We start from the raw sequence: 17,164 nt of genomic DNA, 5'->3' as shown, positions 1-17,164 counted from the left end.
GAGGGCCGTGGCGCCGGCGGTGAGGGGATGCGGATGGCGCCGGTGAGCGCAGGACGGCGCCTCGCGACGCCCGTCGGTGACGGCCGGCTGGTGATCGGCCTCCCCGAGGCCGAGCGGGGTCCCGTCCGCGGGGTGCTCCTGCTCGGACACGGCGCCGGCGGGGACGTCGACGCGCCGGACCTCGTCGCGGTCCGTGACGCGGCGCTCGCCGGCGGGGTCGCGGTCGCGCTGTTCACGCAGCCCTACCGGGTGGCGGGCCGTCGCGCGCCCGCTCCCGCGCGTCAGCTCGACGCGGCGTGGGCGGCCGCGGTCGCGTCCGTCGGGCGCCGACGCGCCCTGCGCGGGCTGCCGCTCGTCGTGGGCGGCCGGTCGTCGGGGGCGCGCGTCGCGTGCCGGACCGCGGCCGCGGCGGGCGCGGTGGCCGTGGTCGCGCTCGCGTTCCCCGTCCACCCGCCCGGCCGCCCCGAGGTGAGCCGGCTGGACGAGCTGGATGCCGTCCCCGTTCCGGTACTCGTGGTGCAGGGGGTGCGGGACGCGTTCGGTCGACCGCCGGCAGCCCCCGCCCGCGAGGTGGTCGTGGTGGCCGGGGACCACTCCCTGCGCCGGGACACCGCGGCCGTCGCGGACGCCGTCGTCAGGTTCCTCGACCGGCTGCTGCCCGCGGCCTGACCGGCCGTCGCCCCCGGACCTGCCGCAGGCGCCTTGGACGATCCGGGCATCTCGCATAGTGTCCTGGAGACCGGTGCCCGACGGGCACCGCGACGGACGAGGGGGACACGTGGGCCTGCAGCACGAGGCGACCGACCGGCCGGAGCGACCGGAGGGACGCAGGGCGTCCGCGGACGGCGTCACCCGCCCGCGCGGCACGCGAACCCGCGCGATGGTGGCGCTCGGGACTGCCGGTCTCGTGCTCGTCGTCGCCGGGTGCACGGGGTCGTCGTCGAAGGAGGCGCCCACGCCTGACGACGCCCCGATCCAGGCCCTCGCCGACCAGCTGGCGTCGTCCCTGCAGGGCGGTTCGGTCGACGGCGTGCCCCTCGTCGGCACGGACCCCGCGGACGCGACGGCCGAGCGCCGCGCCGTCTTCGCGGCGGTCCCCGTGCGTCCCGCGATCACGGTCGCGGACGTCGAGCGCGACCCCGACCACGAGGACGAGGCGACGGCCACGCTGCGGTGGTCGTGGCCGCTGCTCGCCGACCGTGCCTGGACGTACTCGACGACCGTGCACCTCGAGCAGGGCACGGCGGGGGCGACGGCGACCCGGACCGCGGCGCCGGCCGTCACGTCCTCTGCCGCGCCGTCCTCTGGTGGATCGTCCGGTGGCCCGCACGAGGCCGACCTCGACGGCTGGGCGGTGCGCTGGGACCCCGGCGTCCTGCTGGACGGCCTGGCGGACGGCGAGCGCGTCACGGTCGAGGCTCTGGCCGCGCAGCGCGGCGAGATCCTCGACGCGTCGGGTCACGCGATCGTCGAGAACCGTGCCGTGCACGTCGTCGGGGTCGACAAGACCCTGGTGGGCGCCGCGGGCGCCCGTGCCGCCGCCCGGTCGCTCGCCGCGAGGCTCGACCTGGACCCCGCGGCGTACGCGAAGCAGGTCGCGGACGCGGGGGACAAGGCGTTCGTGGCCGCGCTCACCCTGCGCGCGGACGACCCCACCGACGTCGACGCGCTGGCCGCGATCCGCGGGGTGCGGGTCGTCGACTCCACGATGGCGCTCGCTCCGACGCACGACTGGGCGCGTCCCCTGCTCGGCACCGTCGGTCCGGCGACGGCCGACATCGTCAAGGCGTCGGACGGGCGGGTGCAGGCGGGCGACACGACCGGGATCTCCGGCATCGAGAAGGAGTACGACGCCCAGCTTTCGGGGACGCCGGGCGTCGTGGTGCGCCTGGTGGACGCGGACGGCGTGTCCGTCGACACGTCGGCTGAGACGGCCGACCCGACGGACGGTCCGGCGGACGAGGCGTCCTCCGCACCGACCGACGGCGGCACGGACGCCGCTGCGGGCGCGACGGAGGGCGAGCTGTTCCGCGTGGACGCGGCGGACGGCACACCCGTGTCCCTCACGCTCGACAGCGCGCTCCAGACGGACGCGGAACAGATCCTCGAGGGGCAGAAGGTCCCGGCGGCGATCGTCGCGGTCGACGCGAAGGGCAACGTGCTCGCGGCGGCCAGCGCGACGGCCGGTGGCGGCCTGTCGACCGCGACGACGGGCAGGTACGCGCCCGGGTCGACGTTCAAGCTCGCGAGCTCCCTCGCGCTGCTCCGCACGGGCGCGACCCCGTCGTCCACGCTCACCTGCGAGCCCAGCACGACGCAGTCCGGCAAGTCGTTCAGGAACGACCCCGACTACCCGTCGTCGGGGCTCGGCAAGATCTCGCTGCGGACAGCGTTCGCGTACTCCTGCAACACGGCGTTCGTGTCGCAGGCCGCGAAGATCGACCAGCCGGCCCTCGCGGCCGCGGCGGCGGACCTCGGGATCGGGGTGCCGTCCGACCTGGGGGTGCCCGCGTTCTTCGGGTCCGTGCCCGCGGACAGCACGGGGACGGACCATGCGGCGTCCCTGATGGGTCAGGGGCGCGTCGAGGCGTCGCCGCTCACGATGGCGACGGTCGCGGCGAGCGTGGCGGCCGGGCACCGTGTGTCGCCCGTCCTGGTCGACCCGAAGTCGTCGTCCGCACCGGCGACGGCGGCACCCGACCCGTCGAGCACCTCGTCGAGCACGGCGTCAGGCACGGCGTCGAGCACGGCGCCCGCGGCCGCGCCGAGCAAGCTCACCGCCACCGAGGCGAAGACGCTGCGGAGCCTCATGCGGTCGGTCGTCACCGACGGCACGGGGACCGTCCTCGAGCCCCTCGGCGGCGACGTCGCGGCGAAGACCGGCACCGCGCAGTACGGCGACGGGTCGCACGTCCACGCGTGGATGATCGCGACGACCGGGGACGTGGGCGTCTGCGTCTTCGTCGAGGACGGCTCGTACGGCGCGACGACGGCGGGACCGCTGCTCAAGACGTTCCTGCAGGACCTCGCCCGGGACCGCACGGCGACGTGACGGCGACGACGACGGCACCGGGCCGCGTCCCGTCGCGCCAGCGCGTCCTCACGGTCGCCGGGACGGACCCGACCGGCGGGGCGGGCGTCGCCGCCGACCTCAAGACGTTCGCCGCGCACGGCGCCTACGGCGCTGCGGTGGTCACCGCGATCGTGGTCCAGGACACGCTGGACGGGGTGCGGTCGGTGCACGTGCCCCCGCCGGACGTCCTGGCCGACCAGCTCGACGCGGTGTCGGGCGACGTCGCGCTCGACGCCGTGAAGATCGGCATGCTCGGCTCGGCCGAGAACGGGCGGGTCGTCGCGGCCTGGCTCGACCGGCTGCGCGCGGCCGACGTCCCGGCGTCCGCCGGGCCCGGGACCGTGACGGGCCGCCCGTTCGTCGTCCTGGACCCCGTCCTCGGTGCGTCGGTCGGGGGAGCGCGCGGCGGCGCGCTGTCCCGCGACCCGGCCGCCGAGACGCTCGCGGGGCTGCGGGACGTGGCGGCACGGGCCGACGTCGTGACGCCCAACCTGGCCGAGCTGGGCGCGCTCCTCGGCGAGGGGGTGGCCGGCGACCCTGACGCGGCGCTCGCCCAGGGGGTGCGGCTCGCCGACCGGTTGTCGTCCTGGCGCCCTGCGGGGCACGCACCGGGACGCGGGGAGGTGCTCGTCCTGGTGACGGGCGGTCACCTGGGTGGTGACCGTTCGCCCGACCTGCTGGTCGGCCCTGACGGCGTGCTGGCGGTCCTCGACGGCCCGCGGCTCGACGTCGTCGCGACGCACGGGACCGGCTGTGGCCTGTCGAGCGCGCTCGCGGCGCTGCGCCCGGTGCGCGGGTCGTGGCCGGACGCCGCCCGGGACGCGAAGGAGTGGCTCACGGGTGCGCTGCGCGACGGCGACGCGCTCGTGGTGGGGCGGGGGACGGGTCCGGTCGACCATCTGCACGGGCTCGGGCGTCCCTGACAGGTCGGTCAGGCGGGGACGAGCAGCACCTTGCCCGTCGTGGAGCGCCCCTCGAGCGCACGGTGCGCCGCGGCGGCGTCGGTGAGGGGGAACGTGGCGCCGACGCGCACGTCGAGCGTCCCGGCGCCCACCGCGGCGAACAGGTCGGCGCACCGTCCGAGGAGCTCGTCGCGGGTCGCGACGTAGTCACCGAGGGTGGGGCGCGTGACGAACAGCGAGCCGGCGCGGTTGAGCCGCTGGAGGTCGAACGGGGGCACCTGCCCGGACGCGCCGCCGAACAGCACGAGCGTGCCGCGGCGGCGCACGGACGCGAGCGACGCGTCGAACGTGTCCTTGCCGATCCCGTCGTAGGCGACCGCGACGCCGGCCCCGTCGGTGAGGTCCCGCACGATGCGCGGCAGGTCGGTCGTCAGGTCGTCGAGCTCGCGGTACCGGATCACGTCGGCGGCCCCGGCGGCACGGGCGAGGGCCTCCTTGTCGGCGTCGCCGACGGTCGTGACCACCCGGGCGCCGCGGGCCGTCGCGAGCTGGGTGGCGAGGAGACCGACGCCCCCCGCGCCCCCGGTCAGCAGGACGTCGTCGCCGGGGGAGACCGCGTAGGTCGACGTGACGAGGTAGTGGGCGGTGAGGCCCTGGAGCATGAGCGCGGCCGCGGTCTCGAGCGGGACGTCTGCGGGGACCGGCACGGCGCGGTCGGCGGGGACGAGCACGAGCTCGGCGTACGAGCCGGGGGCGGACTCCCAGGCGACCCGGTCGCCGACAGTGAAGCCGTCGACCCCGGCGCCGACCGCCTCGACGACGCCGGCGCCCTCGCTGCCGGGCACGTGCGGGAACTCGACGGGGTAGACGCCGCTGCGCCGGTAGGTGTCGATGAAGTTGAGGCCGGCGGCGGCGAGCCGGACGAGCAGCGCGCCGCGTCCGGGCTCCGGGTCGGGCACGTCGTGGACGGTGAGGACCTCGGGTCCTCCGGGTGCGGTGGCGAGGACGGCCTGCATGCGGCCACGGTAGTACGGCAGGGACGGACGGTCCGCGTCCACCGGGCGGAACGGGCTTGGCAGCCGCGCGCATACCTATGTAAGGTTTCGCATATGACGATCAGAGTGGCCGTGGCCGGCGCCAGCGGGTACGCCGGGGGCGAGATGCTGCGCCTCCTCGCCGGGCACCCCGAGGTCGAGGTCGGCACGCTCACCGCGCACTCGAGCGCCGGCACGCCGCTCGGGCAGCACCACCCGCACCTGCGCTCGCTCGCCGACCGCGTCCTCGAGCCCACGACGCCCGAGGCGCTCGCGGGGCACGACGTCGTCGTCCTCGCGCTGCCGCACGGCGCGTCCGGGGCGGTCGCGGCCCAGCTGCCCGACGACGTGCTCGTCCTCGACCTCGGCGCCGACCATCGCCTCGTGTCGGCCGACGACTGGTCGGAGTACTACGGCTCGGAGCACGCGGGCACCTGGCCCTACGGGCTCCCGGAGCTCCTGGTGGCGGGCGCGGACGGCACGGTCACCCGCCAGCGCGAGAACCTCGCCGGCGTCCGGCGCATCGCCGTCCCCGGCTGCAACGTCACCGCCGTCACGCTCGGCCTCCAGCCCGGCGTCGCGAGCGGCCTGGTCGACACCTCGGACGTCGTCGCGGTCCTCGCCGTCGGCTACTCCGGCGCGGGCAAGGCACTCAAGCCCCACCTGCTCGCCGCCGAGGGGCTCGGGTCCGCGGTGCCGTACGCGGTCGGCGGCACGCACCGGCACGTCCCCGAGATCGCGCAGAACCTGCGCAGCGCGGGCGCGGGACCGGGCCGGGACGCCGTCGGGCTCTCGTTCACCCCCGTCCTCGTCCCGATGTCCCGGGGCATCCTCGCGACCGTCACGGCACGCCTCGCCCCGGGGCACGAGGACGCGGCCGACGCCGAGATCCGCCAGGCGTGGGCCGACACGTACGTCGCCGAGCCGTTCGTCGAGCTGCTCCCCGAGGGGCAGTGGCCCACGACGGCGATGACGGTCGGGGCGAACACCGCCCTCGTGCAGGTGGCGGTCGACCGCCGCGCCGGACGCGTCGTCACCGTGACCGCGATCGACAACCTCGTCAAGGGCACCGCGGGCGGCGCCCTCCAGTCCATGAACATCGCGCTGGGCCTCCACCAGGAGCTCGGCCTGACCACCCAGGGAGTCGCACCGTGAGCCTGCCCCCCGCCCCGCCGACGACGGCCGACCGGCCGTCCGAGGCGTCGCCCGGCGTGACCCTGCCCGCGGGCTTCCGTGCGTCGGGCGTGACCGCCGGCCTCAAGCCGTCCGGCAAGCCGGACATGGCGCTGGTCGTCAACGACGGCCCGCTCCAGGTCGGCACGGCCGTGTTCACGTCGAACCGCGTGGTCGGTGCCCCTGTCGTGTGGTCGCGCCAGGTCGTGTCCGACGGCGTCGTGAGCGCGGTCGTCCTCAACTCCGGCGGCGCGAACGTGTCGACCGGGCCGGAGGGCTTCCAGGACGCGCACCGCACGGCCGAGCAGGTCGGCGAGGCGCTGGGGGTCTCGGCCGGCGACGTCGTGGTGTGCTCGACCGGGCTCATCGGGGAGCGTCTGCCGCGCGAGACGCTGCTGCGGGGCGTCGACCTCGCCGCGGACGCCCTGTCCGCGACCGGTGGTCCGGACGCGGCGACCGCCATCATGACGACGGACACCGTCGCCAAGACGGCGCACTTCACGGTGGACGGCGACACGGGCGTGTGGTCCGTCGGGGGCATGGCCAAGGGCGCCGGCATGCTGGCCCCGGCGCTCGCCACCATGCTCTGCGTCATCACGACGGACGCCGACGTCGACGCGGCGACGGCCGAGCTCGCGCTGCGCGAGGCGACGCGCCTCACGTTCGACCGGATCGACTCGGACGGCTGCATGTCGACGTCCGACACGGTCGTGCTGCTGGTGTCGGGCGCGAGCGGCGCCCGTCCTGAGCCGGCGGCGTTCACCGCCGCGCTCGAGAGCGTGTGCGCGGACCTCGCCCGCCAGCTCATCGCGGACGCCGAGGGCGCGAGCCACGACATCGCCGTCACGGTCGAGAACGCGGACACGCAGGACGCGGGTCTCGCCGTCGCCCGGGCGGTCGCACGGTCCAACCTGTTCAAGGCCGCGATCTACGGCAACGACCCGAACTGGGGGCGCGTGCTCGCACAGGTCGGCACGGTCCCCGAGGACGTCGCGCCGTTCGACCCCGAGCTCATCGACGTGACGATCAACGGCGTCCAGGTCTGCCGGGCTGGCCGCGCGCACGAGCCGCGCCACCTCGTCGACCTCGCGTCGCAGCGCGAGGTGCGCGTCGCGATCGACCTGCACGCCGGCACGGAGGTCGTGACGGTCTGGACGAACGACCTCACGCACGCCTACGTCGAAGAGAACAGCGCGTACTCCACATGATTAGCGGCGACGAGACCACGACCCCGCCCTCGTCCGTCCCGACGGAGCCGGGCTTCCACTTCGACACCCGCACCGACCTGCGCCCCGACCAGAAGGCCGAGGTGCTCGTCGAGGCGCTCCCGTGGCTCGAGCGCTTCCACGGTGCGCTCGTCGTCGTCAAGTACGGCGGCAACGCCATGGTGGACGACGACCTCAAGCGCGCCTTCGCTGAGGACATGGTGTTCCTGCGCACGGTCGGGCTGCGGCCCGTCGTCGTGCACGGTGGCGGTCCGCAGATCTCCGCGATGCTCGACCGCCTCGGGATCGAGTCGGAGTTCCGCGGCGGTCTGCGGGTCACGACGCCGGAGGCGATGGACGTCGTCCGCATGGTCCTCACCGGCCAGGTCTCGCGCGAGCTCGTCGGGCTCATCAACACGCACGGCGCGCACGCGGTGGGCCTGTCGGGCGAGGACGGCGGCCTGTTCGGTGCCGAGCGTCGGCAGGCGCTCGTCGACGGCGAGCCCGTCGACGTGGGGCTCGTCGGCGACGTCGTCACCGTCGACCCGCAGGCCGTGCAGGACCTCCTGGACGCCGGCCGCATCCCCGTCGTGTCGACGGTCGCGCCCGACGTCGACGACCCCACCCAGGTGCTCAACGTCAACGCAGACACGGCGGCGTCCGCGCTCGCCGCCGCGCTCGGCGCGCGCAAGCTCATCGTCCTGACGGACGTCGAGGGTCTGTACACGTCGTGGCCCGACAAGAGCTCGCTGGTCACGCAGATCACGGCCGCCGAGGTGGACGCGCTCCTGCCGTCCCTCGCGTCGGGCATGATCCCCAAGATGGAGGCGTGCCTGCGCGCGGTACGCTCCGGCGTCCCGTCCGCGACCATCATCGACGGCCGGGTGCCGCACTCGGTGCTGCTCGAGATCTTCACGGCGCAGGGCAACGGGACGATGGTCCTGCCCGACGGTGCCGTCCCAGACCGCCCCGACGGTGCCACCCCCGACGGTGCCACCTCCGAAGGAGCCCCCGCATGAGCGAGATCCTCACCGCGGCGACCGGTGAGACGGTGTCGACGCAGGGCCCGGCCGGCCCGTCGGCCGCCGCCTGGACGGAGCGGTACACGCACGCCGTGATGGACACCTTCGGCCCGCCGCAGCGCGTGCTGGTGCGCGGCGAGGGCGCCTACGTGTGGGACGCCGACGGCAAGCGGTATCTCGACCTGCTCGGCGGCATCGCCGTCAACACGCTGGGGCACGCGCACCCGACGCTCACCGCGGCGATCAGCGCGCAGCTCGGCACGCTGGGCCACGTCTCGAACTTCTTCGCCTCGCCGACGCAGGTCGCGCTCGCCGAGCGGCTGCTGGCGCTCGCCGACGCCCCCGAGGGCTCGCGGGTGTTCTTCGCGAACTCGGGCACCGAGGCGAACGAGGCGGCGTTCAAGATGTCGCGCCGCACCAACGACGACGGGACCCGCACCCGCGTCCTCGCCCTGGAGAACTCGTTCCACGGCCGCACGATGGGCGCGCTCGCCCTGACGTCGAAGGCCGCGTACCGCGAGCCGTTCGCGCCGCTGCCGGGCGGCGTCGAGTTCGTCCCGCCGACGATCGAGGGTCTCGAGGCCGCGTTCGCGGCGTCGGACGCTGACGGCAGCCCGCAGGTCGCCGCCCTGTTCGCGGAGCCCGTGCAGGGCGAGGCGGGCGTCCTCCCGCTGCCCGCGGGGTTCCTGGCGCGCGCCCGGGAGCTGTGCACGCAGCACGGAGCGCTGCTCGTGCTCGACGAGGTGCAGACCGGCATGGGGCGCACCGGCACCTGGTTCGCCCACCAGGGCACGGACCACCGCGCCGCGGCGGGCGACGTCGTGCAGCCGGACGTCATGACGCTCGCGAAGGGCCTGGGCGGCGGCTTCCCGATCGGTGCGGTGGTGGCGTTCGGCGAACGTGCCGCGCGGCTCCTCGGGCGTGGCCAGCACGGCACGACGTTCGGCGGGAACCCCGTGGCGTCCGCCGCGGCCCTCGCGACGATCGGCGTGATCGAGCGCGACGGCCTGCTGGAGAACGTCCGACGCGTCGGCGCGCACCTGCGCGCGGCGGTCGAGGCGACCGGGCACCCGCTCGTCGCCGGGACCCGCGGTGCCGGGCTGCTCGTGGGCGTCCGGCTCACCGCGCCGGTGGCGGCGCTCGTCGCCGAGCGCGCGCTCGAGGCCGGCTTCGTCGTGAACGCCGTCGCTCCCGACACCGTGCGCCTCGCGCCGCCGTTCGTCCTGACGACCGAGCAGGCCGACGACTTCGTCGCGTTCCTGGCCGCGCTGCCGGCGTCCCTCCCGACCCCCTCGAAGGAGAGCTGAGATGTCCCGCACCCCACGCCACTTCCTGCGCGACGACGACCTCACGCCCGCGGAGCAGCGCGAGGTCCTCGAGCTGGCGCTCGCGTTCCGCGACGACCGGTTCGTGCGCACGCCGCTCGCCGGTCCGCGTGCGGTCGCGGTGATCTTCGACAAGCCGTCGACGCGCACCCGCGTGTCGTTCTCGGCGGGTGTCGCCGAGCTCGGCGGGTACCCGCTGGTGATCGACGCGGCGACGAGCCAGCTCGGCCGGGGTGAACCGATCGCCGACACCGCCCGCGTGCTGGACCGGCAGTGCTCCGCGATCGTGTGGCGCACGTTCGGCCAGGCGCGCATCGAGGAGATGGCGGCCGTGTCGCGCGTCCCGGTGGTCAACGCGCTCACGGACGAGTTCCACCCGTGCCAGATCCTCGCGGACCTGCTCACGGTCGCCCAGCTCCGCGGCGGCGTCGACGGTCTCCCTGGCAAGACCCTCGTCTACCTGGGCGACGCGGCCAACAACATGGCGCACTCGTACCTGCTCGGCGGCGTGACCGCGGGGATGCACGTCCGCGTCGGCGGTCCTGCGGGCTTCCACCCGGACCCGCAGATCGTCGCCGACGCCGAGGCGATCGCCGCCACGACGGGTGGGTCCGTCCTTGTGACGACCGACTCCGTCGAGGCGGTCGTCGGCGCCGACGTCGTCGCGACCGACACGTGGGTCTCGATGGGCCAGGAGGGCGAGGCCGCCGCGCGCGAGCTCCCGTTCGTGCCGTTCGCGGTGACCTCCGAGCTGCTCGCGCACGCCGCGGCGGACGCCCTCGTCCTGCACTGCCTGCCGGCGTACCGTGGCAAGGAGATCAGCGCCGAGGTCCTCGACGGCCCGCAGTCGGCGGTCTGGGACGAGGCCGAGAACCGGCTGCACGCCCAGAAGGCGCTGCTGACCTGGCTCCTGGAGCACGAGTGAGCGTCCACGCGTCCGCGGACCCGTCCGTCCCCACGACGAAGGCGGCACGGCACGCCCGGATCGTCCGGGCCGTGCAGCACCACGCCGTCCACTCGCAGGCGGAGCTCGCCGAGCTCCTCGCCACGGGCGGCGTGCACGTGACGCAGGGCACGCTGTCGCGCGACCTCGTCGAGCTGCGTGCCGAGAAGGTCCGCGGGGTCGACGGCTCGCTCGTCTACGCCGTGCCCGCCGAGGGCGGCGACCGTGCCGCCGTCGCCGCGGGGACGGAGGTCCTCGCGGTCCGCCTCGCGCGCGTGTGCGCCGAGGTCCTGGTCGCCGCGGAGGCGTCCGGGAACCTCGTCGTGCTGCGGACTCCGCCCGGAGCGGCGCAGTACCTGGCCTCGGCCATCGACCACTCCGTGCTGCCGGGCGTCCTCGGCACCGTCGCGGGCGACGACACCGTCCTGGTGGTCGCCCGCGCGGAGGACGGCGGCGACGCCGTGGCGGCACGGTTCCTGGCGCTCGCAGGCGCCTGACGCCTGCATCCCGCCGGCATATCCATCACAAGAACGACAACAGCGACAAGCAAGAGCAGAGAGAGAAGACCGACATGACTGAACGCGTGGTGCTCGCCTACTCGGGCGGCCTGGACACCTCTGTCGCCATCGGCTGGATCGGAGAGGCCACGGGCGCCGAGGTCATCGCCGTGGCGGTCGACGTCGGCCAGGGCGGCGAGGACCTCGAGGTGATCCGGCAGCGTGCGATGGACTGCGGTGCCGTCGAGGCGTACGTCGCGGACGCCCGTGACGAGTTCGCGACGGACTACTGCATGCCGGCGCTGCGCGCGAACGGCCTGTACCTGGACCGCTACCCGCTGGTCTCGGCGCTGTCGCGTCCGGTGATCGTCAAGCACATGGTGCGGGCGGCCCGCCAGTTCGGCGCGACGACGGTCGCGCACGGCTGCACCGGCAAGGGAAACGACCAGGTGCGCTTCGAGGTCGCGACGACGTCGCTGGCCCCGGACCTCAAGTCGATCGCCCCGGTGCGCGACCTGGCCCTGACGCGCGAGAAGGCCATCGACTACGCGGAGAAGCACGCGCTGCCGATCGCGACGACGAAGCACAACCCGTTCTCGATCGACCAGAACGTCTGGGGCCGCGCCGTCGAGACGGGCTACCTCGAGGACATCTGGAACGAGCCCACGAAGGACGTCTACTCCTACACGGACGACCCGACGTTCCCGCCGGTCGCCGACGAGGTCGTCATCACGTTCGAGCAGGGTGTCCCGGTCGCGCTCGACGGCGTGCAGGTCACGCCGCTGCAGGCGATCCAGGAGATGAACCGCCGTGCGGGCGCCCAGGGCGTCGGCCGGATCGACATCGTCGAGGACCGTCTCGTGGGCATCAAGTCGCGCGAGATCTACGAGGCGCCGGGCGCGATCGCGCTCATCGCGGCTCACCAGGAGCTCGAGAACGTGACCCTCGAGCGCGAGCAGGCCCGCTTCAAGCGCCAGATCGAGCAGCGCTGGACGGAGCTCGTGTACGACGCGATGTGGTTCAGCCCGCTGAAGCGGTCGCTCGACGCGTTCATCGACGACACGCAGAAGTACGTGTCGGGCGACATCCGCCTGGTGCTGCACGGCGGTCGTGCGACGGTCACGGGTCGCCGCAGCGAGGCGAGCCTGTACGACTTCAACCTCGCGACGTACGACGAGGGCGACTCGTTCGACCAGTCGCAGGCCCGCGGGTTCATCGAGATCTACGGCCTGCAGGCGAAGCTCGCCGCGGCGCGCGACGTGAAGTTCGGCAACGGCGTGGACTTCGGGACCGGGGCGTTCTGAGCCATGACCGACCACACCCCTGACACCACGTCCGGCGCGCAGCCCGTCCCGGCCGACGAGCCTGCCGGCGCGGCCGCCGAGGCGTCGACCGCGTCGGAGCGCCTGAGCCTGTGGGGCGGCCGGTTCGCCGGCGGCCCGAGCGCGGCGTTGGCGCGCCTGTCGAAGTCGACGCACTTCGACTGGCGCCTCGCGCCGCAGGACGTCGCGGGCTCGAGGGCCCACGCGCGCGTCCTGCACGCGGCGGGCCTGCTGGACGACGACGAGCTCGCCGGGATGCTCGACGCGCTCGACCGTCTCGCGACGGACGTGGCGTCGGGGGTGTTCGTCGCGGCCGACGACGACGAGGACGTGCACACGGCCCTCGAGCGCGGTCTCATCGAGCGCGCCGGTCCGGAGCTGGGCGGCAAGCTGCGCGCGGGCCGCTCGCGCAACGACCAGATCGCGACGCTGGTGCGCATGTTCCTGCGGGAGCAGTCGCGCGTTCTGGCGGGTCACGTGCTGGACGTCGTGGACGCCCTGATCGACCAGGCCGAGGCGCACCCGGCGGCCCCGATGCCGGGCCGTACGCACCTCCAGCACGCCCAGCCGGTGCTGCTCGCGCACCACCTGCTGGCGCACGCGTGGCCGCTGCTGCGCGACGTGGACCGCTGGATCGACTGGGACGCCCGGGCGGCCCGCTCGCCGTACGGCTCGGGCGCGCTCGCCGGCTCGTCGCTGGGCCTCGACCCCGCGGCGGTGGCCGCCGACCTCGGCTTCGAGGGCCCGGTCGAGAACTCCATCGACGGCACGGCGTCGCGGGACGTCGTCGCGGAGTTCGCCTTCGTGGCGGCGATGGTCGGGATCGACCTGTCGCGGTTCGCGGAGGAGATCATCGTGTGGAACACCAAGGAGTTCGGCTTCGTCCGGCTGGACGACGCGTTCTCCACGGGGTCGAGCATCATGCCGCAGAAGAAGAACCCCGACATCGCCGAGCTGGCCCGCGGCAAGGCGGGCCGCGTCATCGGTGACCTGACGGGCCTGCTGGCGACCCTCAAGGGCCTCCCGCTCGCGTACAACCGCGACCTGCAGGAGGACAAGGAGCCGGTGTTCGACCAGGTCGACACGCTCGACGCGCTGCTGCCGGCGTTCGCCGGCATGGTCGCGACGATGACGTTCGACACCGACCGGATGGCCGAGCTGGCGCCCCAGGGCTTCTCGCTCGCCACGGACATCGCCGAGTGGCTCGTCCGGGACGGTGTGCCGTTCCGGGTGGCCCACGAGGTCGCGGGCGCGTGCGTGCGCGTGTGCGAGGAGCGCGGCATCGAGCTGTGGGACCTGTCGGACGACGACCTGGCGGCCATCTCGGAGCACCTCACGCCCGAGGTGCGCGCGGTGCTCACGGTCGAGGGATCGCTCGCGTCGCGCGACGCCGTGGGCGGTACCGCCCCGGCGCGCGTGGCGGAGCAGCTGCAGGCCGCGAAGGAGCGTTCCGCCGAGTTCCGGTTCTGGGTCCAGGGCTGAGCCGGCCGACGGGGGAGGACCGCTGAGATGAGTGTGGCGCCGGACGTCCTCGCGCTGCTCGTGCGCCGTGCGCGCGAGCACGCGGCGTCCGGGGCGACGGGCAGGCTCCTCGTCGTGGTCGACGGGCCCGCGGGCTCGGGGAAGACCACTCTGGCGGCCCAGCTCGCCGCTCCGCTCGCTGCTCAGGTCGTCCACATGGACGACCTGTACGCCGGGTGGGACGGCGTCGAGGAGGGCGTACGGGTGCTGCACGACGACGTCCTCACGCCGTGGTCGCGCGGCGAGGACGCGTCGTACCGCCGGTACGACTGGGTCGCGGGCCGTCGCGCCGAGCGGCGGCACGTGTCCCCGAGCAGGCCGCTGCTGGTCGAGGGGTGCCATGCGGGCCGCCGGCCGGTGGACGCGCTGGACCCGTTCACGGTCTGGGTCGAGGCCCCCGACGACGTGCGCCTGGTCCGCGGGCTGGAGCGCGACGGTGCCGGCATGCGCGAGCAGTGGCTCGGCTTCATGACGGAGGAGCGCGCGGCGTACGAGCGCGACCGCACGTGGGAGCGCGCGGCGGTCGTCCTCGACGGGGTGGGCGCGATCGTCGCGTCGCGCCCGCGGCGGGCGGTCGCGCTCGGTACGATCGCCCCGACGGCAGGGGGCAGCCGTGACGACGGAGGTGCGCCGGATGGCCACGACCGGAACGAGTCCTGACGCGTTCGCGGACGGCGCCTCGGCGGGCCGGCCGGACGACAGTGGCGCGGGGGAGCCGTCCTCGGTCACGCCCCAGACCCTGCCGCGGGTCGCGCGGAGCTGGTTCGACCGCGAGGTGCTCCTGGTCGCCCGAGACCTCCTCGGTGCGGTCGTGCGGACGGAGTCGCCCGAGGGTCCGGTGGCGGTCCGCCTGACGGAGGTCGAGGCGTACCGGGGTGCCGACGACCCGGCGTCGCACGCCTTTCGCGGCCGGTCGGCCCGCAACGAGCAGATGTTCCGTGCGTCGGGGCACCTCTACGTCTACCGCCATCTCGGGCTCCACCACTGCGTGAACGTCGTGACGGGCCGCACGGGCGAGGCGTCCGCGGTGCTGCTGCGCGCGGGCGAGGTGGTCGAGGGGCAGGACCTCGCGTGGCGGCGTCGGGCGGGAGCGGGTTCGGTCTACTCGCAGACCGACCTGGCGCAGGGGCCGGCGCGGCTCGCCGTGGCCCTCGGCCTCGACATCCGGGCGAACGGCGCCGACCTCGTCCTGCCGCCCGGGCACGCGCCGGTGTCCCTCGGTCTTGCGTCGGCCGTCGGCATCGAGCCTGCTCGCGGCACGGTGGGGGCGGTGTCGACGGGTCCCCGGGTCGGGGTCGGCAGGGACGGCTCGGACCCGCACCTGTTCCCGTGGCGGCTGTGGCTCGACGGCGAGCCGACGGTCACCCGGTACCGCGCGGGCTTCCGCTGACCGCGGCCCGTTTTCGGTTCGGCGCCCGCGGTCGCGCTGGCAGAATGGCACGGTGACCACCGCGACCGGTTCGGGCGCCGACGCCGCCCCGCAGACCACCGACATCCTCGACGAGCTCCGCTGGCGCGGCCTCGTCGCCCAGACGACCGACGAGGCCGTCCTGCGTGACGCGTTCGCGTCGGGCCCCGTCACGTTCTACTGCGGGTTCGACCCGACGGCACCGAGCCTGCACCACGGCCACCTCGTCCAGCTGGTGCTCATGCGTCACCTCCAGCTCGCCGGGCACCGGCCGCTGGCGCTGGTCGGCGGCGCGACGGGCCTGATCGGCGACCCCCGTCCCTCGAGCGAGCGCACCCTGAACACGAAGGACGTGGTCGCGGACTGGACGGAGCGCCTGCGCACCCAGATCTCGCGGTTCCTCGACTTCACCGGGGAGAACCCGGCGACGATGGTCAACAACCTCGACTGGACCGGCGAGCTCACGGCGATCGACTTCCTGCGCGACGTGGGCAAGCACTACCGGCTGGGCACCATGCTCGCCAAGGACATCGTGGCGCGACGCCTCGAGAGCGACCAGGGCATCAGCTTCACGGAGTTCAGCTACCAGATCCTGCAGGGCATGGACTTCCTCGAGCTGTTCCGGCGCGAGGGCTGCACGCTTCAGACGGGCGGCAACGACCAGTGGGGGAACCTGCTGTCGGGGGTCGAGCTGATCCGCAAGGCGGAGCAGGCGTCGGTGCACGTGATGACGACCCCGCTGATCACGAAGGCGGACGGCACGAAGTTCGGCAAGACCGAGGGAGGCGCCGTGTGGCTCGCTCCCGACATGATGACGCCGTACGCCTTCTACCAGTTCTGGGTCAACGCGGACGACGCCGACGTGGTGCGGTTCCTGAAGATCTTCACCTTCCGCTCCCGGGCGGAGATCGAGGAGCTCGAGCGAGCGGTGGCGGAGCGGCCGGCCGCCCGCGAGGCGCAGCGCGCGCTGGCGTCCGACGTGACGACGCTGGTGCACGGAGCCGATGCGACGGCGGCGGTGATCGCTGCGAGCCAGGCGCTCTTCGGCCGGGGCGACCTCGCGAGCCTCGACGAGGAGACGCTGGTCTCGGCGACGGCGGAGCTCCCGCGCGTCGACGTGGCGGCGGGGAGCCTCGTGCTCGACGCGCTCGCGGGGAGCGGTCTCGTGGCGGGACGGTCGGCGGCTCGCCGTGCGATCGCCGAGGGTGGCGCGTACGTGAACAACGTGAAGGTGACCGGCGAGGACGTCGTCCTGGAGCCGGCGGTGCTCCTGCACGGTCGGTACGCGCTGCTGCGCCGGGGCAAGCGGACGCTGGCGCTGGCCGTCGTCGGCGCCTGACCTGCGACCTTTCCTCCTGACGCCACGCGTTCGGTGGACGCGTGGCGTCGCGAGCGCGGAATCGTTGGTATCTCGCGGTTTTGACGCTTGGGCGGGGCTCGTGTAGTGTTCTTCTTGTTGCCCCGGCAGGGAGGAACGGACGAGCTGGACAGAAGGCCTTGAGCCTGGTCTGGTGAGGCTGGTCCCGGGGGCCGAACCCCTTACTTCTTGGCCAGGGCTTTGGTTCTGGAGGGTTCGCACGTCTCACGATGCTGGTCGGTCCGGCGGTCTCCTGGAGTCCGCAGTACGGATTTGGTCCGGCGGGTGGGGGCGGGTAAGATGGAGAAGTTGCCCCGATGCGAGCCCGTGAGGGTGAGGTTGGGTGTGTCGGTTGCTTGAGAACTCAACAGTGTGCTTGATA

15 protein-coding genes are annotated in these 17,164 nt (G+C 74.3%); 14 read left to right on the top strand and 1 reads right to left on the bottom strand.

Going from position 1 to position 17,164, the window contains the following annotated elements; all coding sequences use genetic code 11:
• Nucleotides 1-33 precede the first annotated feature (33 nt).
• From CLV34_RS00650 to CLV34_RS00640, 3 genes are all read left to right on the top strand, one after another.
• Nucleotides 34-669: an alpha/beta hydrolase family protein gene (locus CLV34_RS00650; RefSeq protein WP_425436154.1), complete on the top strand. Its 636-nt coding sequence runs from the start codon at nt 34-36 to the stop codon at nt 667-669.
• 109 nt (nt 670-778) lie between these two features.
• Nucleotides 779-3,052 carry a penicillin-binding transpeptidase domain-containing protein gene (locus tag CLV34_RS00645; RefSeq protein WP_245858847.1) on the top strand — a complete coding sequence of 758 codons (2,274 nt, stop codon included), beginning with the start codon at nt 779-781 and terminating at the stop codon, nt 3,050-3,052.
• Nucleotides 3,049-3,996: a bifunctional hydroxymethylpyrimidine kinase/phosphomethylpyrimidine kinase gene (locus CLV34_RS00640; protein ID WP_100348368.1), complete on the top strand. Its 948-nt coding sequence runs from the start codon at nt 3,049-3,051 to the stop codon at nt 3,994-3,996. The genes CLV34_RS00645 and CLV34_RS00640 overlap by 4 nt, the downstream gene beginning before the upstream one ends.
• An 8-nt stretch (nt 3,997-4,004) precedes the next feature.
• Here CLV34_RS00640 and CLV34_RS00635 read toward each other — a convergent pair whose 3' ends face one another.
• On the bottom strand, nt 4,005-4,991 hold the full coding sequence (locus CLV34_RS00635) for a quinone oxidoreductase family protein (protein ID WP_100349094.1): 987 nt from the start codon (nt 4,989-4,991) through the stop codon (nt 4,005-4,007).
• 93 nt (nt 4,992-5,084) lie between these two features.
• Here CLV34_RS00635 and argC point away from each other — a divergent pair, with 93 nt between their 5' ends.
• The 11 genes from argC (at nt 5,085) to tyrS (ending at nt 16,764) form a co-directional block, all read left to right on the top strand.
• Complete coding sequence (argC, locus tag CLV34_RS00630) at nt 5,085-6,164, top strand: N-acetyl-gamma-glutamyl-phosphate reductase (protein ID WP_100348367.1); 1,080 nt, start codon at nt 5,085-5,087, stop codon at nt 6,162-6,164.
• Entirely contained in the window at nt 6,161-7,390 is a 1,230-nt protein-coding gene (gene argJ, locus CLV34_RS00625) for a bifunctional glutamate N-acetyltransferase/amino-acid acetyltransferase ArgJ (RefSeq protein ID WP_425436153.1), read from the top strand. Before argC ends, argJ begins: the two co-directional genes overlap by 4 nt.
• Nucleotides 7,387-8,406, top strand: a complete 1,020-nt coding sequence (argB, locus tag CLV34_RS00620) for an acetylglutamate kinase (protein WP_100348366.1) — start codon at nt 7,387-7,389, stop codon at nt 8,404-8,406. The genes argJ and argB overlap by 4 nt, the downstream gene beginning before the upstream one ends.
• On the top strand, nt 8,403-9,716 hold the full coding sequence (locus tag CLV34_RS00615) for an acetylornithine transaminase (protein ID WP_100348365.1): 1,314 nt from the start codon (nt 8,403-8,405) through the stop codon (nt 9,714-9,716). The genes argB and CLV34_RS00615 overlap by 4 nt, the downstream gene beginning before the upstream one ends.
• Nucleotide 9,717: 1 nt before the next feature.
• Nucleotides 9,718-10,659, top strand: coding sequence for an ornithine carbamoyltransferase (gene argF / locus CLV34_RS00610; protein WP_100348364.1), 942 nt, complete (start codon nt 9,718-9,720; stop codon nt 10,657-10,659).
• On the top strand, nt 10,656-11,174 hold the full coding sequence (locus CLV34_RS00605) for an arginine repressor (RefSeq protein WP_100348363.1): 519 nt from the start codon (nt 10,656-10,658) through the stop codon (nt 11,172-11,174). The genes argF and CLV34_RS00605 overlap by 4 nt, the downstream gene beginning before the upstream one ends.
• A 74-nt stretch (nt 11,175-11,248) precedes the next feature.
• The gene (locus CLV34_RS00600) at nt 11,249-12,478 is read left to right on the top strand and encodes an argininosuccinate synthase (RefSeq protein WP_100348362.1); all 1,230 of its coding nucleotides are present in this window, start codon (nt 11,249-11,251) and stop codon (nt 12,476-12,478) included.
• 3 nt (nt 12,479-12,481) lie between these two features.
• Nucleotides 12,482-13,978, top strand: a complete 1,497-nt coding sequence (gene argH / locus CLV34_RS00595) for an argininosuccinate lyase (protein ID WP_100348361.1) — start codon at nt 12,482-12,484, stop codon at nt 13,976-13,978.
• A gap of 27 nt (nt 13,979-14,005) precedes the next feature.
• Nucleotides 14,006-14,677 (top strand): uridine kinase family protein, encoded by a 672-nt coding sequence (locus CLV34_RS00590; protein WP_157803641.1) that lies wholly within the window; start codon nt 14,006-14,008, stop codon nt 14,675-14,677.
• Nucleotides 14,652-15,407 (top strand): DNA-3-methyladenine glycosylase, encoded by a 756-nt coding sequence (locus tag CLV34_RS00585; protein ID WP_100348360.1) that lies wholly within the window; start codon nt 14,652-14,654, stop codon nt 15,405-15,407. Before CLV34_RS00590 ends, CLV34_RS00585 begins: the two co-directional genes overlap by 26 nt.
• A gap of 52 nt (nt 15,408-15,459) precedes the next feature.
• The gene (gene tyrS / locus CLV34_RS00580) at nt 15,460-16,764 is read left to right on the top strand and encodes a tyrosine--tRNA ligase (RefSeq protein ID WP_100348359.1); all 1,305 of its coding nucleotides are present in this window, start codon (nt 15,460-15,462) and stop codon (nt 16,762-16,764) included.
• Nucleotides 16,765-17,164 lie beyond the last annotated feature (400 nt).

This window comes from Luteimicrobium subarcticum (assembly GCF_002798015.1).
GTDB lineage: Bacteria > Actinomycetota > Actinomycetes > Actinomycetales > Cellulomonadaceae > Luteimicrobium > Luteimicrobium subarcticum.
Note: the sequence above shows the minus strand (reverse complement) of the source record. Positions and strands in the feature narration are given on the sequence as shown.